Below are 24978 nucleotides of genomic sequence, written 5' to 3'. Positions count from 1 at the left end.
GCAGAAAACCCCCGTACCGGTTTCCCGGTACGGGGGTTTTCTTCAAAATTTGTTCGGCGGCGTCCTACTCTCCCACAGGGTCCCCCCTGCAGTACCATCGGCGCTGTAAGGCTTAGCTTCCGGGTTCGGAATGTAACCGGGCGTTTCCCTCACGCTATGACCACCGAAACACTATGAAACTGTCAACCGGAGCCGTGGCAAAGCTACGACGGTTGTTCGTGGTTTCAGAACCAACACAGTGGACGCGAGCAACTGAGGACAAGCCCTCGGCCTATTAGTACCGGTCACCTCCAGCGGTTACCCGCCTTCCAGATCCGGCCTATCAACCCAGTCGTCTACTGGGAGCCTTAACCCCTCAAAGGGGGTGGGAATACTCATCTCGAAGCAGGCTTCCCGCTTAGATGCTTTCAGCGGTTATCCCTCCCGAACGTAGCCAACCAGCCATGCCCTTGGCAGGACAACTGGCACACCAGAGGTTCGTCCGTCCCGGTCCTCTCGTACTAGGGACAGCCCTTCTCAATATTCCTACGCGCACAGCGGATAGGGACCGAACTGTCTCACGACGTTCTAAACCCAGCTCGCGTACCGCTTTAATGGGCGAACAGCCCAACCCTTGGGACCGACTCCAGCCCCAGGATGCGACGAGCCGACATCGAGGTGCCAAACCATCCCGTCGATATGGACTCTTGGGGAAGATCAGCCTGTTATCCCCGGGGTACCTTTTATCCGTTGAGCGACGGCGCTTCCACAAGCCACCGCCGGATCACTAGTCCCGACTTTCGTCCCTGCTCGACCCGTCGGTCTCACAGTCAAGCTCCCTTGTGCACTTACACTCAACACCTGATTACCAACCAGGCTGAGGGAACCTTTGGGCGCCTCCGTTACTCTTTAGGAGGCAACCGCCCCAGTTAAACTACCCATCAGACACTGTCCCTGATCCGGATCACGGACCCAGGTTAGACATCCAGCACGACCAGACTGGTATTTCAACGACGACTCCACCATGGCTGGCGCCATGACTTCAAAGTCTCCCAGCTATCCTACACAAGCCGAACCGAACACCAATATCAAACTGTAGTAAAGGTCCCGGGGTCTTTCCGTCCTGCTGCGCGAAACGAGCATCTTTACTCGTAGTGCAATTTCACCGGGCCTATGGTTGAGACAGTCGAGAAGTCGTTACGCCATTCGTGCAGGTCGGAACTTACCCGACAAGGAATTTCGCTACCTTAGGATGGTTATAGTTACCACCGCCGTTTACTGGCGCTTAAGTTCTCAGCTTCGCCAAACCGAAGTTTGACTAACCGGTCCCCTTAACGTTCCAGCACCGGGCAGGCGTCAGTCCGTATACATCGCCTTACGGCTTCGCACGGACCTGTGTTTTTAGTAAACAGTCGCTTCTCGCTGGTCTCTGCGGCCACCCCCAGCTCACCGAGTAAATCGGATCACCAGTGATGGCCCCCCTTCTCCCGAAGTTACGGGGGCATTTTGCCGAGTTCCTTAACCATAGTTCACCCGAACGCCTCGGTATTCTCTACCTGACCACCTGAGTCGGTTTAGGGTACGGGCCGCCATGAAACTCGCTAGAGGCTTTTCTCGACAGCATAGGATCATCCACTTCACCACAATCGGCTCGGCATCAGGTCTCAGCCTTGATGTGCGACGGATTTACCTATCACACGGCCTACACCCTTACCCCGGGACAACCACCGCCCGGGATGGACTACCTTCCTGCGTCACCCCATCACTCACCTACTACAGGTCTGGACCATCGGCTCCACCACTCCCCTTTGCCCGAAGGCTCCAGGGCGGCTTCACGGACTTAGCATCGCCTGGTTCAATGTTTGACGCTTCACAGCGGGTACCGGAATATCAACCGGTTATCCATCGACTACGCCTGTCGGCCTCGCCTTAGGTCCCGACTTACCCTGGGCAGATCAGCTTGACCCAGGAACCCTTAGTCAATCGGCGCACACGTTTCTCACGTGTGTATCGCTACTCATGCCTGCATTCTCACTCGTGAACCGTCCACCACTGCCTTCCGGCGCGGCTTCACCCGGCACACGACGCTCCCCTACCCATCACAGCAGGCGTTGGCCCTATAGCTGCAATGACACGACTTCGGCGGTACGCTTGAGCCCCGCTACATTGTCGGCGCGGAATCACTAGACCAGTGAGCTATTACGCACTCTTTCAAGGGTGGCTGCTTCTAAGCCAACCTCCTGGTTGTCTGTGCGACTCCACATCCTTTCCCACTTAGCGTACGCTTAGGGGCCTTAGTCGATGCTCTGGGCTGTTTCCCTCTCGACCATGGAGCTTATCCCCCACAGTCTCACTGCCGCGCTCTCACTTACCGGCATTCGGAGTTTGGCTAAGGTCAGTAACCCGGTAGGGCCCATCGCCTATCCAGTGCTCTACCTCCGGCAAGAAACACACGACGCTGCACCTAAATGCATTTCGGGGAGAACCAGCTATCACGGAGTTTGATTGGCCTTTCACCCCTAACCACAGGTCATCCCCCAGGTTTTCAACCCTGGTGGGTTCGGTCCTCCACGACCTCTTACAGCCGCTTCAACCTGCCCATGGCTAGATCACTCCGCTTCGGGTCTTGAGCGCGCTACTAAATCGCCCTATTCGGACTCGCTTTCGCTACGGCTTCCCCACACGGGTTAACCTCGCAACACACCGCAAACTCGCAGGCTCATTCTTCAAAAGGCACGCAGTCACGACGCACTGAGTAAACTCAATGCGCGACGCTCCCACGGCTTGTAGGCACACGGTTTCAGGTACTATTTCACTCCGCTCCCGCGGTACTTTTCACCATTCCCTCACGGTACTATCCGCTATCGGTCACCAGGGAATATTTAGGCTTAGCGGGTGGTCCCGCCAGATTCACACGGGATTTCTCGGGCCCCGTGCTACTTGGGTGTTTCTCAAACGAGCCGTTGACGTTTCGACTACGGGGGTCTTACCCTCTACGCCGGACCTTTCGCATGTCCTTCGCCTACATCAACGGTTTCTGACTCGTCTCACGGCCGGCAGACCGTGAAAGAGAAATCCCACAACCCCACATACGCAACCCCTGCCGGGTCTCACACGCATATGGTTTGGCCTCATCCAGTTTCGCTCGCCACTACTCCCGGAATCACGGTTGTTTTCTCTTCCTGCGGGTACTGAGATGTTTCACTTCCCCGCGTTCCCTCCACTTGCCCTATGTGTTCAGGCAAGGGTGACAGCCCATGACGACTGCCGGGTTTCCCCATTCGGAAACCCCCGGATCAAAGCCTGGTTGACGACTCCCCGGGGACTATCGTGGCCTCCCACGTCCTTCATCGGTTCCTGGTGCCAAGGCATCCACCGTGCGCCCTTAAAAACTTGGCCACAGATGCTCGCGTCCACTGTGCAGTTCTCAAACAACGACCAACCACCCATCACCCCCGGCTCACACCGGAGTTCACTGGGGCCGGCACTGAAGGCAGCCAAAATCGGCCGTACCTTCAGACACCCAACAGCGTGCCCGACCAGATCCCGTCCGGAGATCATGCTTTCCACGCTCCTCTCAGAGCAGTACTCGCAAGCCTCCGACCCGTGAAACCGGCCGAATAATCAACGTTCCACCCATGAGCAACCACCGTCGAACATTTGCCGACGTAGTGGCCTCTGACCTCACCCCGGAGGGATCGGTAAGAAGTGCTCCTTAGAAAGGAGGTGATCCAGCCGCACCTTCCGGTACGGCTACCTTGTTACGACTTCGTCCCAATCGCCAGTCCCACCTTCGACAGCTCCCTCCCACAAGGGGTTGGGCCACCGGCTTCGGGTGTTACCGACTTTCGTGACGTGACGGGCGGTGTGTACAAGGCCCGGGAACGTATTCACCGCAGCAATGCTGATCTGCGATTACTAGCAACTCCGACTTCATGGGGTCGAGTTGCAGACCCCAATCCGAACTGAGACAGGCTTTTTGAGATTCGCTCCGCCTCACGGCTTCGCAGCTCATTGTACCTGCCATTGTAGCACGTGTGCAGCCCAAGACATAAGGGGCATGATGACTTGACGTCGTCCCCACCTTCCTCCGAGTTGACCCCGGCAGTCTCCTGTGAGTCCCCATCACCCCGAAGGGCATGCTGGCAACACAGAACAAGGGTTGCGCTCGTTGCGGGACTTAACCCAACATCTCACGACACGAGCTGACGACAGCCATGCACCACCTGTACACCGACCACAAGGGGGGCACTATCTCTAATGCTTTCCGGTGTATGTCAAGCCTTGGTAAGGTTCTTCGCGTTGCGTCGAATTAAGCCACATGCTCCGCTGCTTGTGCGGGCCCCCGTCAATTCCTTTGAGTTTTAGCCTTGCGGCCGTACTCCCCAGGCGGGGAACTTAATGCGTTAGCTGCGGCACCGACGACGTGGAATGTCGCCAACACCTAGTTCCCACCGTTTACGGCGTGGACTACCAGGGTATCTAATCCTGTTCGCTCCCCACGCTTTCGCTCCTCAGCGTCAGTAATGGCCCAGAGATCCGCCTTCGCCACCGGTGTTCCTCCTGATATCTGCGCATTTCACCGCTACACCAGGAATTCCGATCTCCCCTACCACACTCTAGCTAGCCCGTATCGAATGCAGACCCGGGGTTAAGCCCCGGGCTTTCACACCCGACGTGACAAGCCGCCTACGAGCTCTTTACGCCCAATAATTCCGGACAACGCTTGCGCCCTACGTATTACCGCGGCTGCTGGCACGTAGTTAGCCGGCGCTTCTTCTGCAGGTACCGTCACTTTCGCTTCTTCCCTGCTGAAAGAGGTTTACAACCCGAAGGCCGTCATCCCTCACGCGGCGTCGCTGCATCAGGCTTTCGCCCATTGTGCAATATTCCCCACTGCTGCCTCCCGTAGGAGTCTGGGCCGTGTCTCAGTCCCAGTGTGGCCGGTCGCCCTCTCAGGCCGGCTACCCGTCGTCGCCTTGGTGAGCCACTACCTCACCAACAAGCTGATAGGCCGCGGGCTCATCCTTCACCGCCGGAGCTTTCAACCCACCCAGATGCCCAGGCAGGTATTATCCGGTATTAGACCCCGTTTCCAGGGCTTGTCCCAGAGTGAAGGGCAGATTGCCCACGTGTTACTCACCCGTTCGCCACTAATCCACCCCGAAGGGCTTCATCGTTCGACTTGCATGTGTTAAGCACGCCGCCAGCGTTCGTCCTGAGCCAGGATCAAACTCTCCGTGAATGTTTTCCCGTAATCGGGACGACACCACGAGAGCGGAACCAGGAAGAGGAATAATCCTCCCGGTTCACAGCGTCCTCGCTGTGCGCCCACCCCAGTCAAGGAGCGGGACTTTTTCAAAGGAACCTCGCCCCGACCGATCGGCCGGAGACGGGGTATCAACATATCTGGCGTTGATTTTTGGCACGCTGTTGAGTTCTCAAGGAACGGACGCTTCCTTTGTACTCACCCTCTCGGGCTTTCCTCCGGGCGCTTCCCTTCGGTCTTGCGTTTCCGACTCTATCAGACCGTTTCCGTATCCGATTTCCTCGGTGCTTTCCAGGTTTCCGCTTTCGCGTTTCCCTTTCCGGCGGTTCCGACTTTACCAGATCCGTTTCCCGTTCCGTTTCCGGTCGGAATTCATTTCCAGTGGCCGTTGGAAGGGCCTTTGCCTATTCGCGCCTTGCGGCTCTCTTTCGGCGTGATCCGACTTTATCAGAAGCTTTTGATCGGCCTTACCGGCCGCTCGGTCCTGACTAATCGGGAGGTGCTTCTCGGAACCACGTTCACAAGAAGCTCGCAGATGCTAACCGTCGCCGACTGGACGTGTCCAGTTCTAGGCAACTGTTCGAATCTACCTCCCCACCGGCTCCATGTCAATGGCTCCTGTGGGGCGAAGAGGAGACTAGCAGGTCAGCGGGCGCGGTCGCACATCACGCGGCCGTCGGCAGCGTGGCGCTGCGCTCGGCCTCCTCGACGTCGCCGGTGTCGCCGGCCCGCACGGCGCGACCGCCCAGGACATAGACGTACGTGAGGAAGGCCAGTTCAGCCGCGATCCCTATGGCGATGCGGGCCCAGGTGGGGAGGCCGGACGGGGTGACGAAGCCTTCGATGGCGCCCGAGACGAAGAGGACCAGCGCCAGGCCGATCGCCATGCCGAGGGCGGCTCGGCCCTCTTCGGCGAGGGCTGTGCGGCGGGAGCGGGGGCCCGGATCGATCAGGGTCCAGCCCAGGCGCAGTCCCGTACCCGCGGCCACGAAGACGGCCGTCAGTTCCAGGAGACCGTGCGGAAGGATCAGGCCGAGGAAGGTGTCGAGGCGGCCGGCCGACGACATCAGGCCGATGCCGACGCCTACGTTGAGCATGTTCTGGAAGAGGATCCAGAGCACGGGTATCCCCAGGAAGACGCCCAGGACCAGGCACATCGCGGCGGCCTCGGCGTTGTTCGTCCACACCTGGGCCGCGAAGGAGGCCGCCGGGTGACTCGAGTAGTAGGTCTCGTACTCGCCGCCGGGGCGCGTGAGCCGGCGGAGTTCGGCGGGTGCCGCGATCGAGGACTGGACCTCCGGGTGCGCGCCTATCCACCACCCCAGGAGGACCGCGACGGCGGTGGACACGAGTGCCGTGGGGACCCACCAGTGGCGCGAGCGGTACACCGCGGCAGGGAACCCCTGGGTGAGGAAGCGGGTGACATCGCGCCAGGAGGCGCGGCGGGTGCCGGTGACGGCGCTGCGCGCGCGTGCCACCAGCTGGCTGAGGCGCCCGGTGAGCTGCGGGTCGGGGGCGCTGGACTGGACGAGGGAGAGATGGGTGGCCGTGCGTTGGTACAGGGCCACGAGTTCGTCCGCCTCCGCTCCGGTGAGCCGGCGCCGACGGCGCAACAGGGCGTCCAGCCGGTCCCATTCCGCGCCGTGCGCGGACACGAAGACGTCGAGGTCCATCGGTTCTGCTGCTCCTCGTCCTCTCGTACCGCGTGTCAGCTTGTCGTACCGCGGCGCGATGTTGCCCTCAGCTTGGCAGACTGGCGGTTCTCGGGGCAGGTCAGGGGAAGGACGGACGAGCGTGAGTGAGCTAGTGACGGGCGAGGCGGTGGCGTTGGAGCTGCGCCCCGCGAAACTGCCGAGCCGGGCGCTGGCCGTGCTGCTCGACCTGGTCGTGGCGATGGCGGCCTATCTGATCGTCACCGTCGCCCTGATCGCGTCGACGGCGGCCCTGGACGAGGCGGCGCAGGTCGCGGTGTCGATCGCGAGCTTCGTTCTGCTGCTGGTCGGTGGGCCGATCGCGGTGGAGACACTCAGTCACGGCCGCTCGCTGGGGAAGCTGGCCTTCGGGCTGCGGGTGGTCCGGGACGACGGGGGGCCGATCCGGTTCCGGCACGCGCTGGTGCGCGGCGCCATCGGGGTGGTCGAGATCCTGATGACGTTCGGGATCGTCGCGTGCATCGCCTCGCTCGTGTCGGAGCGGGGGCGGCGACTCGGTGACGTGTTCGCGGGGACCCTCGTCGTGCGGGAGCGGATCCCGGCCGGGCGGAGCGCCTTCGTGCCTCCCCCGCCGCCCTGGTTGGCGGGACGGTTCTCCGGGCTCGACCTGTCGGCGGTGCCGGACGGGCTGTGGCTGGCCATCCGCCAGTACCTGACGCGGATGCGGCAGCTGGATCCGCAGGTCGGTGCGGCGATGGCGGAGCGGCTTGCCTTCGATCTCGCCGCCCGTACCGGGGCTCCGGCGCCCCAGGGTGTCCCGGCGGCCGCGTATCTGGCGGCCGTGGTGCACGAGCGGCAGGCGCGGGATGCCAGGCGGGCCTTCGGGGGCGGGCCGGCCGCCGCAGCGGGACCGGGAGGTCCGGGCGGGTTCGTCGCCGGGATGCCGGGCGTGAGTGGACCGACCGTGCGGCAATCGGGATTCCCGGCTCCGCACGCCGCTCCCGCCTCCGCTCCAGTCGGCGGATTTCCCCATGCGTCGCCGTCGCCGGTCGTGGACGGCGACGGGGCGCCGGGGCGGCAGGCGGTTCCGCCCTCGGCGGCGCGGGAGGAGCGGACCGACCGGCCCGCGACCGGATTCGCGCCGCCCGCCTGACGCCCGCCGCGGCGGGCGTCAGCCTCAGGCGAACGCCGACGGCGGTGATTCGAGGTGTTCCAGCTCGATGCCGGGTGCCGCGAGGACGACGTCTCCCGCCAGGTGCACGGCGTGCTGTTCTCCCGTGTCCAACGCTGTGACCTGGTACGCGTCCACGATCAGGGGGCCGTTGTCAGTGGCGTGTGTTTCTCTCGAGACCAGGGCCCAGGACTGGTCGAGGGTGCGCGGGGCGAGGACCGGGTCGGTGAAGGCGACGAGACGGACGCGGGTGGCCGACGCGGAGGGGGTGAGGCGCAGGAGACGGGCCGTGGCGACGAGGAACGCGGGGGACGTGCCGGTGAAGGCGTGGGCGTGGGCATTGCCCTCGGTGGCCTCGGTGCCCGTGGGATCGGTGCGGACCCAGGTGACGCCTTCGAGCGCGGCGCCCCGGACCTGCCAGCTCGCGGCGTGCAGTTCCAGCCGGATGGGGCGGCCCAGCTCGTCGAGAGCGAGGTCGACGGAGCCGGCGTGGTCGCCGGAGGGTGCCGTCAGCTGGGAGACGTAGCGCCAGCCGGAGGGCCCCGGCGCGCAGTGGAAGTGTTCTTCGACCAGGGGGGTGTGATCGTGCGGATCGTGGAGCGAATAACGGCCGCGTGGCATGGGCGTTCAGGTCCTCATCGGGGACAGGCCCCCGCCACGGGGGCGGGGGCCTGTCGACATCCGTACGCCGCACGGCCGGTGCGGCCGCGTGGCGGGGGTGCTCAGTAGCGGTAGTGGTCCGACTTGTACGGGCCATCGACCTCTACGCCGATGTAGGCGGCCTGCTCCGGGCGGAGCGTCGTGAGCTTGACGCCGAGGGCGTCGAGGTGGAGGCGGGCGACCTTCTCGTCGAGGTGCTTGGGCAGCACGTAGACGTCGGTCGGGTACTCGTCGGGCTTGGTGTACAGCTCGATCTGGGCCAGCGTCTGGTCCGCGAAGGAGTTGGACATCACGAACGACGGGTGGCCGGTGGCGTTGCCCAGGTTCAGCAGGCGGCCCTCCGACAGCACGATGAGCACCTTGCCGTCGGGGAACTTCCAGGTGTGGACCTGCGGCTTGACCTCGTCCTTGACGATGCCCGGGATCTGCGCGAGGCCGGCCATGTCGATCTCGTTGTCGAAGTGGCCGATGTTGCCCACGATCGCCTGGTGCTTCATCTTGGCCATGTCCGAGGCCATGATGATGTCCTTGTTGCCGGTCGTGGTGACGAAGATGTCGGCCTTGTCGACGACCTCGTCGAGGGTCGTGACCTGGTAGCCGTCCATCGCCGCCTGCAGGGCGCAGATCGGGTCGATCTCGGTGATGATCACGCGGGCGCCCTGGCCGCGCAGGGACTCCGCGCAGCCCTTGCCCACGTCGCCGTAGCCGCAGACGACGGCGGTCTTGCCGCCGATCAGGACGTCGGTGGCGCGGTTGATGCCGTCGATCAGGGAGTGGCGGCAGCCGTACTTGTTGTCGAACTTCGACTTGGTGACGGCGTCGTTCACGTTGATCGCCGGGAACAGGAGGGTGCCGTCGCGGTGCATCTCGTACAGACGGTGCACGCCGGTCGTGGTCTCCTCGGTCACGCCGCGGATCTCCGAGGCGAGCTGGGTCCACTTCTGCGAGCCGTCGGTGATGGTGCGGTTCAGGAGTTCGAGGATGACGCGGTGCTCGTCGGACTCGGCGGTGTCGACCGAGGGGACCTTGCCGTCCTTCTCGTACTCGACGCCCTTGTGGACGAGGAGGGTGGCGTCACCGCCGTCGTCCAGGATCATGTTCGGGCCGCCGGTGGGGGTGTTCGGCCAGGTGAGAGCCTGCTCCGTGCACCACCAGTACTCCTCCAGGGTCTCGCCCTTCCAGGCGAAGACCGGGACGCCCTGCGGGTTGTCCGGCGTGCCGTTCGGGCCGACGGCGATGGCCGCGGCGGCGTGGTCCTGGGTGGAGAAGATGTTGCAGGAGGCCCAGCGGACCTCGGCGCCGAGGGCGACCAGGGTCTCGATGAGGACGGCGGTCTGCACCGTCATGTGCAGGGAGCCGGTGACGCGGGCGCCCGCCAGGGGCTGCGTGGCCGCGTACTCCTTGCGGATCGACATCAGGCCGGGCATCTCGTGCTCGGCGAGGGTGATCTCCTTGCGGCCGAAGTCGGCCAGCGAAAGATCGGCGACCTTGAAGTCCTGTCGGTTGTCGACAGTCGTCATGGGGAGCTGCTCCTCGGGATTGTGGCGAGGTGGGTACGGCTGTTCTGCGCGACGGCGGACACAAGGGTGCCCACGGGCACAGGCGTGCCCGGTGCGCGCAGCTCAGTCCGTCGGAGGCCCTCTCTCCCTCGGCCGGTCCGCGGTGGGACCGCCCGACCGCCATCAGCAGCGACGTCTGGCTCAGTCACCAAGCTACACCGGTCACCCCAGGCCTCCCCAGTCCGGCTCCGGCCATAGTGTGCCTCGGAGGTTCCCGGGAAACCCCTAGCGTCTGGGTGCGCGGGCGCCCGGGCATGGGCTCGCCGCGCACGTCGCCGGGGTTCGAGGTCAGTGCTCGGCCGGACGTGCCGGGCCCCCGGGGGTCGCGTCGGGGTCCGGGCCCTTGGCCGCCTCGGCCTCGCTGTAGATGTCCGGCTCCAGGTAGATGACGCGCGCGATCGGGACGGACTCCCGGATGCGGGCCTCGGCGGCGTTGATCGCGGCGGCGACCTCGCCCGCCGTGTCGTCGTGCTGGACGGCGATCTTCGCGGCGACCAGGAGTTCCTCCGGGCCGAGGTGGAGCGTGCGCATGTGGATGATGCCGGTGACCGTGTCGCCGTCGACGATCGCGGTCTCGATCTTCTTCACGTCGTCGACGCCGGCCGCCTCGCCCAGCAGCAGGGACTTGGTCTCGGCGGCCAGGACCAGTGCGATCAGGATGAGCAGGACGCCGATGCAGAGCGTGCCGATGCCGTCCCAGAGGCCGTCGTCGGTGAGCAGGGCCAGGCCGACGCCGCAGAGGGCGAGAACCAGACCGATCAGCGCGCCGAAGTCCTCCAGGAGGACGACCGGGAGCTCGGGGGCCTTGGCGCGGCGGATGAACTGCGACCAGGACAGCTTGCCGCGCGACTCGTTGGACTCCTTGATGGCCGTGCGGAAGGAGAAGCCCTCGGCGATGATCGCGAACACCAGGACGCCCACCGGCCAGTACCAGTGCTCGATCTCGTGCGGGTGCTTGATCTTCTCGTAGCCCTCGTAGACGGCGAACATGCCGCCGACCGAGAAGAGGACGATCGAGACGAGGAAGGCGTAGATGTAGCGTTCACGGCCGTAGCCGAAGGGGTGCTGGGGCGTCGCCTCGCGCTGGGCCTTCTTGCCGCCGATCAGGAGCAGGGCCTGGTTGCCGGAGTCGGCGATCGAGTGGACACCCTCGGCGAGCATCGAGGACGAACCGCTGAAGGCGAACGCGACGAACTTCGTTACCGCGATCGCGAGGTTGGCGCCGAGTGCCGCCACGATCGCCCTGGTGCCGCCTGAAGCGCTCATCTGCTCCTGCTGTCCCTTCGTACGCCGTCCCGGTCCCCGTGCGTACCCTCGTACCCCGGTCCGGGCTTTGCCCGCCCTTTGCGGTGGGTCATTCTTGCAGCCCGGTCCGGCGGCGGCGCGGCTGGCCACCCTGGCGACCGGGCCGGGCGGCTGCCGTCACCCCGTCAGGCGACCACTGTCGCACGGAAGATCGTGCCGGAGCCGGACACCTCGGCCTTTTCGCCGGCCGGTACGAAGACCGACTGGCCGGGGGTCAGAACGTCGCCGTCCGCGTGGACGGAACCCGCCGTGCAGAGCAGGATCTGCGGGGTCTCGCGGGTGAGGTCGTGCGGGGCGGCACCCTCCGCGAGGACGTAGCGGGAGAGGCGGAACTCGTCGATGGGGGTCGCGTAGACCTCCTCGCCGCCGGGCGACTCCTCCGGGCGCAGGACACCGGGGTCGCTCGCCTCGAAGCGGACGACGCGCAGCAGTTCGGGCACGTCGACGTGCTTGGGGGTCAGACCGCAGCGCAGGACGTTGTCGCTGTTGGCCATGATCTCGACGCCCAGGCCGTTCAGGTACGCGTGCGGGACGCCGGCGCCGAGGAACAGGGCTTCGCCGGGCTGCAGTTGGACGTAGTTGAGGAGCATCGCGGCGATGACGCCGGGGTCGCCGGGGTAGTGGTGCGCTATGTCGGCGTACGGGGCGTAGGCGCCGCCGAGGCGGTCGCAGGCGGCCGCGGCCTCGGTGACCGTGCGGGCCATGTCGTCGGGGTCCGCGCTCAGCACCGCCGTCAGGACCTCGCGCAGGGCAGCGTCCTGCGGGTGGGCGCGCAGCAGGTCGACGTACGGCTTGAGGGAGTCGACGTCCAGGGCGGCGAGGAGAGCGGCGGCCTCGTCCGGGGTGCGGAAGCCGCACAGGCCGTCGAACTCGGTGAGCGCGCAGATGAGTTCGGGCTTGTGGTTGGCGTCCTTGTAGTTGCGGTGCGGGGCGTCGATCGGGATGCCCCGGCGCTCCTCGTCCTCGAACCCCTCCCTCGCCTGTTCGAGGTTCGGGTGCACCTGGAGGGAGAGGGGGGCGCCCGCGGCGAGGATCTTCAGCAGGAACGGCAGCCGGGGGCCGAATTTGGCGACGGCCGCGCGGCCGAGCTCCTTCTCGGGGTCCTCGCCTATGACCTCGGTGAGGGGACCGCGCGCCGTGAGCGAGGGGGCGCCGGGGTGCGCGCCCATCCACATCTCCGCCTGCGGTTCACCGGTCGGCTCGACGCCGAGCAGCCGCGGTATGGCGGTGGTCGAGCCCCAGGCGTAGGGGCGGACGGTGTTGTCGAGGCGGTCCATGTGCGCTGTCTTCTCCGTACGTACGCTGCTCTGCGGTCGTTTCCCCACCGGGTGGGCACCCGTGCGTGCGCCCGCGGTGGGGCGTCAGCCGGTGTGGCTCAAGGTCAGGCCCCCGAGGCGAGCGCCAGGTAAACGGCGGCGAAATCCGTGACGGCGATCAGTTCCGCGAGTGTCTCGAGGTCGCCGCCCTCCTCGGGTTCGAGCTCGCTGATCGCGGTGTCGTGGCTGAGGGCCAGCTCGCGGGCGGCGGGCGCGGCGGTGAGGCCGCCTGCCGGGCGGTCGCGCAGGAGCACCACGCGCGCGTGCAGGACCTGCTGCTCCTCGACGCGGTCGCGGAAGAAGTCGTCGGGGTCGGCGGCCGCGGCCAGCGCGCCCGAGAGCAGGACGCTGTGGGCGGCGAGCGCCTCGGGGAGTTCCGCGGCGAGCGCGGGGCGGCCCGCCAGTTCCGCGAGCGCGGCGGTGAAACGGCGGCCCGCGGGGCCCGCGGAGGTGCCCTCCGTCCAGATCACCGGGAGTGCCTCGGCCAGATCGGCGGCGAGCGTCTTGGCGGGGTTGCCGTAGGTCGCGATGGCCGGGCCGCAGCGTTCGGCCACGTGGTCGAGGCGGTCGGCGACCTTCTGCAGCGCCTCTGGCGGGGCCGAGACCAGGCCGGTGCGGTCCAGCAGGGCGAGGAGCGGGGTGAGCAGCGCCCACAGGACGCCGGGGGCGGAGGCCGCGAGGGGTGAGTTCGGCTCGTACGGGGCGGTCGCCATCGGTACGAACAGGCCGTGCGTGCCCTCCACCGCTTCCGCGATCGGGGTGCCGGTGGGGGCCACCGCGACGACGGAGCTGCCGCGCCGGTACGCCTGCTCGACCAGGAGTTCGAGGCCTGGTTCGGCGCCGTCCGGGGTGGCGATCAGCACGAGGTCCACCGGGCCGGCCCAGCCGGGCAGCTCCCAGCGCAGGGCGCCTCCCGCGGGGGCGACGCCGGTGGGGGTGAGCCGGGTGACGGGGCAGCTGGCTCCGGCGAGCGTGCCGAGCAGTTCGGCCACTCCGGTGGCCGCAAGTCCGGGGCCGGCGATCAGGACCGCGCGGGGGCGGCCGTCCGGCTTCAGGTCCGGGATCCCGGCCTCCGTGGCGTGCCGGACGGCGGTACGCACGCGGGCGCCGGCCTCGGCGGCGCCTCGGAGCAGCTCACGACGGTCGGCGCGGGCGAGCGCCTCTGGGTCGTCGAGCAGCGAGTCGTCGAGCATGGGTCGGCAGCCTCCCGATCGCCGGTGTGTCGCCTGTGTCGCCTGTGTCGCTGTGGTGCGGGGTGGGCGCCCGGGTGGTGGGGGCGCCCGGTGGCTCGCTTACGCGGGGCGGCGGGCCTCGTCGACGAGCAGTACGGGGATGCCGTCCCGGACGGGGTAGGCGAGGCCGCAGTCCTGTCCCGTGCAGACCAGCTCGCTCTCCTGCTCCTTGAGCGGGGCGTGGCAGGCCGGGCAGGCGAGGATCTCCAGGAGGCCGGCTTCGAGCGGCATGGGGTGTCCTTTCGAACAGGTGGATGCGGCCTGGTCAGAGTACCGCTGTGGGGGGCCGGGTGCCGGAGTTAGGTGACCGGGGGTTCCGTCGTCCCGCGCGTGGGGCTCCGCCCTGGACCCCGCCTGTCTCTGCCTCGGGCGCCCGGTGGGCTCCGGTCCCGCACCTCGCCAAGGGGCTGCCGCCCCCTGGACCCCCGCATCGCCCGAAGGGCTCGTCCTCAAACGCCGGACGGGCTGGAGATGCGGGCCTGCGCTGGAAAGTTCCGGACGGGCCGGAGGCGTCAGCCCGCGCCGGACGGTTCCGCACGAGCCGGAGATCTCAGCCCACACCAAACAGTTCCGGTGTCGGCCCACACCGAACAGTTCCGGACCGGCCGGAGGCGTCAGCCCACACCCGACGGTCCCGGACCGGCCGGAGGCGTCAGCCCACACCCGACGGTCCCGGACCGGCCGGAGGCGTCAGCCCGCGGTTCCGGCGCGGCCGGACCTCAGCCCACAACAAACGGTTCCGGACCAGCCCGAGACCTCAGCCCACACCAAACAGTTCCGCACGCGCCCGAGACCTCAGCCCACACCAAACAGTTCCGGGCCGGCCGGAGGTGTCGGCCCGCGCCGAATGGTGCCGGGGCGGGCCGTCCGGGACGGGGTCAGTCTCGGATGAGGTCCAGTACCTCGTCGCGTACCTTCGCCACCGTCGCCTCGTCCCTGGCCTCCGCGTTGAGACGGAGGAGGGGCTCGGTGTTGGAGGGGCGGACGTTGAACCACCAGTCGTCCGCTGTGACGGTCAGGCCGTCGAGTTCGTCGATGGTGACGCCCTCACGGCCCTGGTAGGTGTCCCTGATCGCGGTGAGGCGGGCCGTCTGGTCGTCGACGGTGGAGTTGATCTCGCCGGACGCGGCGTAGCGGTCGTACGCGGCGACGAGCTCGGAGAGCGGGCCGTCCTGGCCGCCGAGCGCGGCGAGGACGTGCAGGGCGGCCAGCATGCCCGTGTCGGCGTTCCAGAAGTCGCGGAAATAGTAGTGCGCGGAGTGCTCGCCGCCGAAGATCGCGCCGGTGCGGGCCATCTCGGCCTTGATGAAGGAGTGGCCCACGCGGGTGCGGACCGGCGTGCCGCCCTGCTCGCGGACGACCTCGGGGACCGACCAGGAGGTGATCAGGTTGTGGATGACCGTGCCGCCGCCGTGCTTGGCGAGCTCGCGGGAGGCCACCAGCGCGGTGACGGCGGACGGGGAGACCGGGTCGCCGTGCTCGTCGACGACGAAGCAGCGGTCCGCATCGCCGTCGAAGGCGATGCCGATGTCGGCGCCCTCGTCGCGGACGCGCCGCTGGAGGTCCACGATGTTCGCCGGGTCCAGCGGGTTCGCCTCGTGGTTCGGGAACGTGCCGTCCAGCTCGAAGTACATCGGGACGAGGTCCAGGGGCAGGCCGGCGAAGACGGTCGGGACGGTGTGCCCGCCCATGCCGTTGCCCGCGTCGACGACGACCTTCAGGGGGCGGATGGAGGCCAGGTCGACGAGCGAGCGCAGATATCCCGCGTAGTCCTCCAGCGTGTCGCGCTGGGTGATCGAACCCTGCGTGGCGTCCGAGGTCGGGGCGCCCGAGTCGAGCCAGGACTCGACGAGTTCGCGGATCTCGGCGAGGCCGGTGTCCTGGCCGACGGGGGACGCGCCCGCGCGGCACATCTTGATGCCATTGTACTGCGCGGGGTTGTGCGAGGCCGTGAACATGGCGCCGGGCAGGTCGAACGCGCCCGACGCGTAGTACAGCTGGTCCGTCGAGCAGAGCCCGATCTCGGTCACGTCGACCCCGCGTGCCGCCGCCCCGCGCGCGAAGGCCCGCGACAGGCCGGGCGACGAGGGCCGCATGTCGTGCCCGATCACGATGGCTTCCGCTCCGGTCACCTGGACGAAGGCGGCCCCGAACAGCTCGGCCAGCGACTCGTCCCACTGGTCCGGGACCACCCCGCGTACGTCGTACGCCTTCACGAGCTGCGACAGATCAGCAGTCACGGCCAACCCTCCAGAAGTCCACTTCGGTCACCCCAAGCTACCCGTCCGTGCTGACAGTCCGCTGTGCGGCGGTTGATCGGACGCGCATCCGTCACCTGGGAAGCCCCACTCGTCACCCAGGGGTAACGCACGGGCCGTACCCCGTCAGGGCAGCATCCACCCGAGGACGGGCGAGCTCTGCCCCAGCACGATCAGGCACATGATCAGCAGCAGCCCCGCGCTCCATGGCAGCACCTTGCGCAGCAGATCCCCCTCACGGCCCGCGAGCCCGACCGCCGCGCACGCGATGGTGAGGTTCTGCGGCGAGATCATCTTGCCGAGGACGCCTCCCGAACTGTTGGCGGCGGCGAGCAGTTCGGGAGAGAGCCCCGATTCACGGGCCGCGCTCACCTGGAGGGCGCCGAACAGGGCGTTCGCGGAGGTGTCGGAGCCGGTGACGGCCACACCGAACCAGCCGAGGACGGGTGACAGGAAGGCGAGGCCCGCGCCGGCGGCCGCCACGAACTGGCCGATCGTGGCGGCCTGCCCCGACAGGTTCATCACGTAGGCGAGGGCCAGCACGGAGGTGACGGTGAGGATCGCGAACCTCAACTCACGGACGGTGGCCACCCATTCCTCGACCGCCACGCGCGCGTGGACACCGAGAACGGCGGCCGTGCACAGCCCGGCGAGCAGCACGAGGGTGCCGCCGGTCGAGACGATCGGGAGCGTGAAGACGTTGCCGCCGACCGGCTTGCCGTCCGGGTTCACGACGTTCAGGAAGGGCCAGTCGAACGTCCGTGTCGCTCCCGCCAGCCAGTCCTTGACCGGCGGGATCTGGGCGACCGAGAAGACGACGACGATCAGCGCGTACGGGGCGTAGGCGCGCACGACTTCCGGACGCGGGTCCTCCTCGTCCAGGTCCGTGCTGCGGACGCCGGTCAGGACCGCGACGCGTACGGGCTCGGCCGCGGGCCGGCGCGCCTGCGGCAGGGCGACCAGGGCGGCGGCGCCCGCCAAGGCCGCGGCGATGTCGGCGAGTTGGGCGGAGACGTAGTTGGAGGCGGCGAACTGGGCGACGGCGAAGGCGACTCCGCACGCCAGAGCGGGCGCCCAGGCCTCCCGCAGTCCGCGCCGCCCGTCGACCAGCGCCACGAGCAACAGGGGCACCACGAGGGCCAGCAGGGGCGTCTGACGGCCCACCACGGAGGCCACCGAGTCCAGTGGCAGGCCGGTGACCTGGGCGAGGGTGACGACCGGTGTGCCCATCGCGCCGAAGGCGACCGGCGCGGTGTTGGCGACGAGTGCCACCACGGCCGCGCGCACCGGGTCGAAGCCGAGCGCGACCAGCATCACGGAGCAGATCGCGACGGGCGCGCCGAAGCCCGCGAGCGCCTCCAGGAGCGCGCCGAAGCAGAAGGCGACGACGAGTGCCTGGATGCGCGGGTCGTCGGAGAGGCGCCCGAAGGAGCGTCGCAGGATGTCGAAGTGCCGGGTGCGGACCGTCATCCGGTACACCCACAGGGCGTTGACGACGATCCACAGGATGGGGAAGAGGCCGAAGGCGGCTCCCTGGGCGGCGCTGGACAGCGTCTGGCCGACCGGCATGCCGTACGCGAACAGGGCGACCAGGGCGGCCGCGAGGAGACCGAGGAGGGCGGCCACGTGCGCCTTCATGCGGACGCCGCCGAGCAGCACGAGGACGAGGACGAGGGGCAGGGCCGCGACGAGGGCGGACAGGCCGAGCGAGTCGGCGACGGGTTCCACTTCCTGGACGTACACGGGCGCCTCCCGGATCCGGCCGCGTGGGAGATTCCGCGATGCGGAAAGCGATTTCTCACGGCTGCCGAAATGGTCGTGTCCGCGACAACCAGTCGTCAATGGGCGTGCACCGCCCTGTGACACCGGGGCGCGCGAAGGGGAGAGGCGGGGAAGGGGGAGGAAGGGCGAGGAAGGGGAGAGGTGGCGGGTGGGGCGCCGGTCGCGCCGGGGGCGGAGCCCGGAACGGGGGAACTGGACGGAGCGGGAGCTCAGTTGTCCGGTGAGCGCAGCACTCGCAGGTGGCCGCGGCGGGCGACCTCCATCGGGTCCGCCGACCGCGCGCTGCCGCCGGCCTCGGCGGCGCGCTGCTGCGGACGGGCCGCCTCACGCACCGCGTTGGCGAGCGCCTCCAGATCGTCACCGCTGGGGCGGGAGGGGGCGGAGGCGTCGGCGAGCCGGACGACCTCCCAGCCACGGGGCGCGGTGAGGCGCTCGGAGTGCTCGGCGCACAGGTCGTAGCAGTGGGGTTCGGCGTAGGTGGCGAGCGGGCCGAGGACCGCGGTCGAGTCGGCGTAGACGTACGTCAGCGTCGCGACGGCCGGACGGCCGCAAGCGGTTCGCGAACAGCGACGTACAGGGCTCACGATGTTGGACGGTACCGCACTCTTGAGCGGGCCGCGACGACTCTCCCCCAGGTCACCCCACCGTGTCGTGCTGTGAGACCGCCCACAGGGGCCCGTGGACCCGCCTGGCCGACCTGGGACGACATCCGCCGCCGGAAGGCCGAACGGACCTGAATCCGGTCGCCACTTGGTGCAAACCATGTCAATTGCCATGTGTGCGACGGTCCTGGAGGGATACGGAATCGAGCCCAAGGTTGGCTGGAATGGTCATCCGGCGACATCCGGAACACCCGCCGGGGCCCCGTCGAGGGGTCGCGGGCAGCCGCGTGGGGGCCGGGCGCGCGGCCCTCGCGGGGACTACGCTTCGTCAGTGATGGACACCCCCGTACCGCCCCGCGCCGCAGCACCCGGGCCCCGCCGCCGTGATCGCCACGGAAGGGGCATGCGCGGCCCCGTCGCGCCGCCCCAGGTGCCGCTCGCCGCGAGCCGCGCCGAGGTCTTCGCGGACCTCGTGCAGGACTCGGTGGAGCGCCTGGAGCGGCGCTGGCCGCAGCTCGCCGACATCGATTTCATGGTCCTGGAGGTGCCGCGCCTGGACGGCCCCGGCGAGAGCTGGAACGACGAGGCGGTACCGCTGGGCGGCACGATCGCCGCACGGGAGGGCCATCCCGCGCGTGTGGTCGTCTACCGCCGCCCGGTCGAGATCCGCACCAAGGGCCGCGACGAGCGTGCGGCGCTGGTGCACGAGGTCGTCGTGGAGCAGGTCGCGGAGCTTCTGGGGCTGACTCCGGAGACGGTGGACCCGCGGTACGGCGAGGAGTGAGGACCCACCGTGTCCCCTCGGGACCCGGTGGATCACCCGTACGGGATCACTCGTACGTGATCAGCTCTTGAGCAGTACCGACAGGTCCTGGTCCGCCTCCGGGACCGCCACCGTCCCGTGGTCGTCCGGGAGTGTCTGGATCGTGAAGCCGGGCACGCCCTCCTGGGTGGAGGCGAGCGTCCGCGAGGCGTAGACGGGACCTCCGGAGACCGACTCGACCGTCAGGGCGTACGTCCCCCGCAGACCGCTGGGCGCGGGGGCGTCGACGTCCTGGGTCGTGCCGGCCTTGATCGTGTACGTCTTCGTCGCCGGTGTGCCGCCCTGGCTGCCCGCAGACGCGGTGACCTTGACCTGGGCGGTCCGGCCGGGCGCGGACAGGGCGAGTGTGGTGCCCTTGGCGCTGTTGTCGGCGACCGTCGCGCGCGCGGCGACCGGAGCCGTGGCCGGGATGAACGCCGACTCCTGCTTGTCGCCCTTGCCGCGCACCACCCGCAGGGCGGCGACGACCGGCACCGGGGTGCCGCCGGTGGGGGTGAGCACCAGGGAGCCCGCCTCGCCGCGTGTGACGTCGCCGAGGTCGACCGCGGTGGTCATGCCGGACTTGATGTGGAGCGTCTCGTTGCCGGCCGGGGTGATCAGGCCCGAGGGGGAGGCGAGTCGCACCTTCAGGTCGGCGTCCTGGTCGCCGGGCGCGAAGGCGACCAGCCGCACGGAGGTGGCGTCCTTCGGGATGCCCGGCATGACGAGGCTGCCCGCCGGGTCGGTGGAGGCGCCCAGCCAGTCGCCGCCGGTCCGGTCGTCCAGGGCCTGGACGGCCGCGCCGACACGGCCGCTGCGGACGGTGACGTGGACCGTGAGGTCGGTCTGCGGCGCGCCGGTGAGGGTGTTCAGCAGGATCGGCTCGGCGGCGTGCGGCGGGACCGTGATGCCGTCGCCCACGGTGGACTTGAGGGTGCCGTCCTTGCCGTACAGCTCGACGTCGACGACGGCGGCCGAGTCGTCCGGGTTGGTCAGGTGCACGTAGTCGGTGCGGCTGTCGGCGGTGCTGGCGCCCGGGAACCAGAACTCGGTATCCGGAGCCGTGCAGTTGGTGCCGAGCAGGCCGCGTCCGGTGCCCGCGGCGACCTCGGTGGTCTCCTGAACGGTCCAGCCGGGCGCGAACCGGCCCTCGGCGGTGCCGACCAGGGCGGGGCCCTCGGCGCCCGAGCTGTCGCCGGTGGCCGGCGTGCCGGGCGCCTTGGGCACCACGGCGGGCTTGGAGGCCTTCTTGCCGGTCTTCTTGCCGCTCGGGGAGTCCGGCGACTCCTCGGTCGCGGGCTGCAGTTCGGCCTTGCCGCCCTCGCTCGTGCCCCGGGTGACGGGCGTGAACGACGTGTACGCCGTCTCCGCGAGGTCGGACGTGCTGGGCTGGGGGCACAGCAGGCGGCTGCGCTCCACGGGCTGCTGGACGGCCGCGCGCGCGGTGCTGTCGCTGGAGGCGGCAGGCGCGTTGAGCGAGGCGAATCCGGTGACGGCGGCGAGCGCGGTCGCGCCGGCGATCAGGGACAGGGTGGTGCGGTTCACTGCTGGCTCCCGTCGGGGCGCTCACTGTCGGTGCCGTGCGGCGGCTGCGGGGGCATCGGGGGCTGCTGCGGGTCGTACGCCGTCTCGTAGCCCTGCTGGTACGTCTGGTCGTACGGCGTCGTGTTCCCGTACCCGTACGGGTCGTACTGGCCGGTCTGGTACGGGTCCGCCTGATACGGATCGGCCTGGTACGGCTGTTCGTAGGTGCCCGCCGGGTACTGCTGTGTGCCCTGGTACTGCTCGCCGCCGTAGGAGCCGTAGTCGGCGCCCGCGTAGCTGGGCGCGTCCCATTCGCCGTACGTCTGCTGGTGCGGGATCGCGGCGGCTCCGTGCTCCGGCTCCTCCTCGTCGTCGGGCTGGAGGTCCGTGTCCTGGCCCGTCCGGGCCGCCTCGTCCGCCTCGGCCTCGGCCTGGGCGCGCAGGCGGCGGGCGCGGCGGCCCTCGCCCGTGACGTCCTGGGCGGGCAGGACCGGCTCCTCGGGGAGATCGTCGTCGATGTCGCGGCGCCGCCCGGGCAGGGCGAGGACCACGAGGACGACGGCGAGCGCGCCCTGGGCCCACAGCCAGCCGGTGTGGCTCAGCGGGGCGTCGAAGGCGACGTCCAGCCTGCCGCCGTTCGCGGGCAGTTCGAAGCCCTGCGCCCAGCCGTCGACCGTGGTGCGGGTCAGCGGCTTTCCGTCCAGGGTCGCCGTCCAGCCGGCGTCCGCGGTGTCGGCGAGGCGCAGGACGCGGCCCTCGGAGCCGGCGGGGACGGTGGTGTGCAGCTCTACGGGTCCGGCGGCGATGGCCAGCGGCTCGCCACCGGACCTGGGGACGATCGAGGCGCGCGAGACCTGACGGTCCAGACGCCACAGCGCGCTTCCGTCCTGCTGGCTGAGCCGGGACAGACCCGGGGTGGCGTCCAGGACGCGGCTCACCTCGCGGGGCGCGCCCTTGCGGACCAGGACGTAACGCACGGCGAATCCGCCGAGTTGGTCGGCCTGGTCGGCGCCGGAGCCCGCGACGAGGTTGGCGACGACCTTGTCGAGCCTCTTGTTCTCACCGCCCGCCGCCGCGAGTTCGCCGTCGCCCATGCGCCCGCCGGAGCCGCGTACGAGGGTGTAGCCGACGCGGGCGCCGGTGTCGCTGTCGAGCACCAGGGTGCGGGCCTGGTCGCGGGTGCCGCTCTCCTCGGCGACGAACGCCGGCACCTGCACCGGGTCGCGGCGCTCCACGGGACCGTCGGCGCCGCCGATGATCCACCCGGCGGCCACGAGCAGCGGGCCCGCGGCCGAGGCGAACGCGATGAGCGCGGCGACCGGCTGGCGCCAGCCGAAGCTCTGCTCGGCCACACGGGAGCGTGCCCCGTCGGCGCCGATCACGGCGGCGACGAGCAGCGCGAGGCCGTAGACCAGGGTGGCGGGGCCGGCCCACGCCGACTTGTTGGACAGCACGGCGAAGACGAGCGCCACCAGGGCGACGGCCCAGGCCGTCCACACCGCGCGCTGCCGCTCACCGCGCAACAGGGCGGCCAGCGCGGCGAGCACGATGCCGATGAGCATCAGTCCGCCGACCGTGCCGGGACCGCCGGGGCTGGCGCCGAGCAGGTCGAGTGCGGAGGCCGCGCTCGCGCCGTACGGCAGGCCGGCCTCTTTGAAGAAGCCGGACGGAAGCAGGGTCAGCGACCAGGGGGCGAGGACCAGCAGCGGGGTGCCGAGCTGGGCCAGGAACCGCGGCGCGTAGGCCGTGAGCTCCCTGCGGCGCACGGCGAGGAGCGCGATCCCGAGCACCAGCGCGATGGGCCACACGATCGGCGTGAACGCCGTGGTGAAGGTCAGCAGCAGGGCGTACGCCCAGGTGGCGCGCCAGCTGCCGCGCGCGCCGGAGGCGTGCGCCAGCCCGCTCGCGGCGATGCCCGCGCGGGCGATGAGCGGCAGCAGGATCGCGAGGAAGGCGGTGCCGACGCGGCCGCCGGCGAGCGCGCCGGCGGCCGCGGGCAGGAACGCGTACGCCACGGACGCCCAGGCGCGCAGCAGGCGCGACTCGACGAGCGGGCGGGAGGCGAAGTACGCGGCGAAGCCGGCCAGCGGCACGGAGGCCACCATGAGCACGGTGACCGCGAGCCCGGTGGAGCCGAGGAGCAGCGAGGACAGCAGCGCGACGAGAGCGAGGTAGGGCGGCGCGGACTCGGTGCCGCCGGCTCCCACCGGGTGCCAGCCGTCGAGGTAGCGCGACCAGAGCTCGGAGGCGTCGGCGGGCGCGGGCAGCAGCGCGCCGCCCGCGAGCGCCCCGCCGCCGAGGAGGCCGCGGCAGGCGAGCAGGGAGACGAACAGCAGCACCAGGAAGAGCATCGGGCCGGGGTTGCGGGCGATGCGCTTGAGACGGGCGAACTGCTCGATCTCGAGGAAGTCGGCGTCGTCGCCGCCGGGGCCGGACTCGACGGCGCCGCCGTGCCGTCCGGCGCCGGAGGTGGCCTCGGGGTCGTCGCTGCCCATGATGTTGCCCGCGGCCTGCTCGACGGTGGCCCGCACGGTCGCGCCGGGGGGCGGGAACAGCGCGCGCAACTCGCCCTTGTCGACCTGGGGGCTGCCTCGCCTGCGGCGGCCCGCGAGGATCCGCTCGGGCCGCAGCAGGGTGCCGAGCAGACCGCGGATCTCGTCGACGGCCTGCCCGGGGACCTTGCCGACGAGGTAGGCGAGGGTGCGCAGCAGGGTGCCGAGGACGAGCCGGATCAGGATCCAGGGGAGCTGTGCCGTCCGGGCGTTGACGAGGAGGGTGTAGACGGCGCCCGCCTTGTCGACCTTGTGCGGGGAGGCGGAGGTGCGCCCCACGCAGTCGACGGTGCGGCGCTCGCGGGAGGCCGCCTCGGCGTGCCGGACGACCGCCTCGGGGGCGACCAGGACGCGGTGTCCCGCGGATTGGGCGCGCCAGCACAGGTCGACGTCGTCACGCATCAGGGGCAGACGCCGGTCGAAGCCGCCGAGCTCCTCGAAGACATCACGGCGGATCAGCATGCCGGCGGTGGAGACGGCGAGCACGGGGTGGACGTGGTCGTGCTGGCCCTGGTCCTGTTCGCGACGGTCCAGACCGGTCCAGCGGCGGCCGGAGTTGGCGATGGTGACGCCGACCTCCAGGAGGGCGCGCCGGTCGTACCAGCCGCGGAGCTTGGGGCCCACGACGGCGACTTCCTTGCCGAGCTCCTGTTCGTTCTCCACGACGCGGAGCAGGTGGGCGAGGGCGTCGGGCTCGGGGGCGCAGTCGTCGTGCAGCAGCCAGAGCCACTGCTCGGGTTCGCCGTACGGAAGCTCCGGCATGTCGTACGCGTCGTCGCGCCAGGTACGGGTGACGGGGTCCCAGCCGCTGGGGCGCTTCAGGTAGGGCAGGTCGTCCGGGGTGAGCACACCGGCGCCGCGGATGGCCTCCTCGACGGCCTGGCCGAAGCCGGTCCGGCGGGCGAGGTGCAGCACCCGGTCGGCGCCGAGTGCGTCGGTGAGCAGCTGGGCGGAGTCGTCCGCGCTGCCGGTGTCGGCCGCCACCGCGTTCTGCACGGGGCGCTCCTGGCCGAGCAGGCCGGCGAGCGCGTCGGGCAGCCAGCGGGCGCCGTCGTGGGAGACGAGCACCGCGGTCACCACGTGGCGCGGGAACTCAGGAGCGGCAGCGTCTTGTTGGGCTGCCGTATGGCTGTGCACGGACATCGAGGTACGGGCCCCGGTTCGATGGACTGCGGTGGACGCCTGTGTCCGGCGGGGACAGCTGGACGTCTCGGACGAGGGCCCACACTAACGGCTGGGCAACACGGCGGCCCGCCGCCTGTGGATAACCCACCTGCGACGGGCCGTTCCTTACGTGTCGGTACGGAGAGGTGTG

14 protein-coding genes and 3 rRNA genes are annotated in these 24978 nt (G+C 69.2%); 2 read left to right on the top strand and 15 right to left on the bottom strand.

The genetic code is table 11. The features are described from left to right. Positions 1–51: 51 nt before the first annotated feature. The 4 genes from rrf to OG199_RS25250 all read right to left on the bottom strand — a co-directional run bounded on the left by rrf (position 52) and on the right by OG199_RS25250 (position 6921). Positions 52–168 (bottom strand): 5S ribosomal RNA (gene rrf / locus OG199_RS25265). Between the two features lie 86 nt (positions 169–254). Beyond that, positions 255–3378: ribosomal RNA gene (locus tag OG199_RS25260) — 23S ribosomal RNA — on the bottom strand. Positions 3379–3698: 320 nt separating this feature from the next. After that, a 16S ribosomal RNA gene (locus tag OG199_RS25255) occupies positions 3699–5224 on the bottom strand. Together the 16S, 23S and 5S rRNA genes form the textbook arrangement of a ribosomal RNA operon. Before the next feature lie 689 nt (positions 5225–5913). Further along, positions 5914–6921, bottom strand: coding sequence for a stage II sporulation protein M (locus OG199_RS25250; protein WP_356809475.1), 1008 nt, complete (start codon positions 6919–6921; stop codon positions 5914–5916). 121 nt (positions 6922–7042) lie between these two features. On the opposite strand from OG199_RS25250, the gene OG199_RS25245 reads away from it, so the two are divergent. Further along, positions 7043–8053: an RDD family protein gene (locus OG199_RS25245; protein ID WP_405831381.1), complete on the top strand. Its 1011-nt coding sequence runs from the start codon at positions 7043–7045 to the stop codon at positions 8051–8053. Between the two features lie 24 nt (positions 8054–8077). Here the strand turns inward: OG199_RS25245 and OG199_RS25240 are convergent, their stop codons facing one another. From OG199_RS25240 to OG199_RS25200, 9 genes are all read right to left on the bottom strand, one after another. Beyond that, on the bottom strand, positions 8078–8692 hold the full coding sequence (locus OG199_RS25240; protein WP_405831380.1) for a hypothetical protein: 615 nt from the start codon (positions 8690–8692) through the stop codon (positions 8078–8080). 101 nt (positions 8693–8793) lie between these two features. Beyond that, complete coding sequence (ahcY, locus tag OG199_RS25235; RefSeq protein ID WP_401800862.1) at positions 8794–10251, bottom strand: adenosylhomocysteinase; 1458 nt, start codon at positions 10249–10251, stop codon at positions 8794–8796. 327 nt (positions 10252–10578) lie between these two features. Beyond that, positions 10579–11556: a cation diffusion facilitator family transporter gene (locus OG199_RS25230; protein WP_405831378.1), complete on the bottom strand. Its 978-nt coding sequence runs from the start codon at positions 11554–11556 to the stop codon at positions 10579–10581. A gap of 164 nt (positions 11557–11720) precedes the next feature. After that, a complete protein-coding gene (manA, locus tag OG199_RS25225) occupies positions 11721–12872 on the bottom strand; it encodes a mannose-6-phosphate isomerase, class I (protein WP_356809274.1) in 1152 nt (383 codons plus the stop codon). A gap of 104 nt (positions 12873–12976) precedes the next feature. Further along, on the bottom strand, positions 12977–14104 hold the full coding sequence (locus OG199_RS25220) for an SIS domain-containing protein (protein WP_266699538.1): 1128 nt from the start codon (positions 14102–14104) through the stop codon (positions 12977–12979). Between the two features lie 99 nt (positions 14105–14203). Then, positions 14204–14374 (bottom strand): Trm112 family protein, encoded by a 171-nt coding sequence (locus tag OG199_RS25215; protein WP_266699539.1) that lies wholly within the window; start codon positions 14372–14374, stop codon positions 14204–14206. Positions 14375–15021: 647 nt separating this feature from the next. Next, the gene (locus OG199_RS25210; RefSeq protein WP_405831376.1) at positions 15022–16383 is read right to left on the bottom strand and encodes a phosphomannomutase/phosphoglucomutase; all 1362 of its coding nucleotides are present in this window, start codon (positions 16381–16383) and stop codon (positions 15022–15024) included. Positions 16384–16527: 144 nt separating this feature from the next. After that, complete coding sequence (locus OG199_RS25205) at positions 16528–18144, bottom strand: L-lactate permease (protein WP_356809046.1); 1617 nt, start codon at positions 18142–18144, stop codon at positions 16528–16530. A gap of 248 nt (positions 18145–18392) precedes the next feature. Further along, the gene (locus OG199_RS25200; protein ID WP_211117995.1) at positions 18393–18767 is read right to left on the bottom strand and encodes a DUF3499 domain-containing protein; all 375 of its coding nucleotides are present in this window, start codon (positions 18765–18767) and stop codon (positions 18393–18395) included. A gap of 352 nt (positions 18768–19119) precedes the next feature. Here OG199_RS25200 and OG199_RS25195 point away from each other — a divergent pair, with 352 nt between their 5' ends. After that, entirely contained in the window at positions 19120–19569 is a 450-nt protein-coding gene (locus tag OG199_RS25195) for a metallopeptidase family protein (RefSeq protein ID WP_266706001.1), read from the top strand. A gap of 60 nt (positions 19570–19629) precedes the next feature. Here OG199_RS25195 and OG199_RS25190 read toward each other — a convergent pair whose 3' ends face one another. Both OG199_RS25190 and OG199_RS25185 read right to left on the bottom strand, forming a co-directional pair. Further along, positions 19630–21132 carry a DUF5719 family protein gene (locus OG199_RS25190; RefSeq protein WP_356809047.1) on the bottom strand — a complete coding sequence of 501 codons (1503 nt, stop codon included), beginning with the start codon at positions 21130–21132 and terminating at the stop codon, positions 19630–19632. After that, positions 21129–24806, bottom strand: a complete 3678-nt coding sequence (locus OG199_RS25185) for a glycosyltransferase (RefSeq protein WP_405831373.1) — start codon at positions 24804–24806, stop codon at positions 21129–21131. Before OG199_RS25185 ends, OG199_RS25190 begins: the two co-directional genes overlap by 4 nt. Positions 24807–24978: the final 172 nt, after the last annotated feature.

The sequence above is a fragment of the Streptomyces sp. NBC_01176 genome (genome assembly GCF_045039825.1).
Lineage (GTDB): Bacteria > Actinomycetota > Actinomycetes > Streptomycetales > Streptomycetaceae > Streptomyces.
Note: the sequence above shows the minus strand (reverse complement) of the source record. Positions and strands in the feature narration are given on the sequence as shown.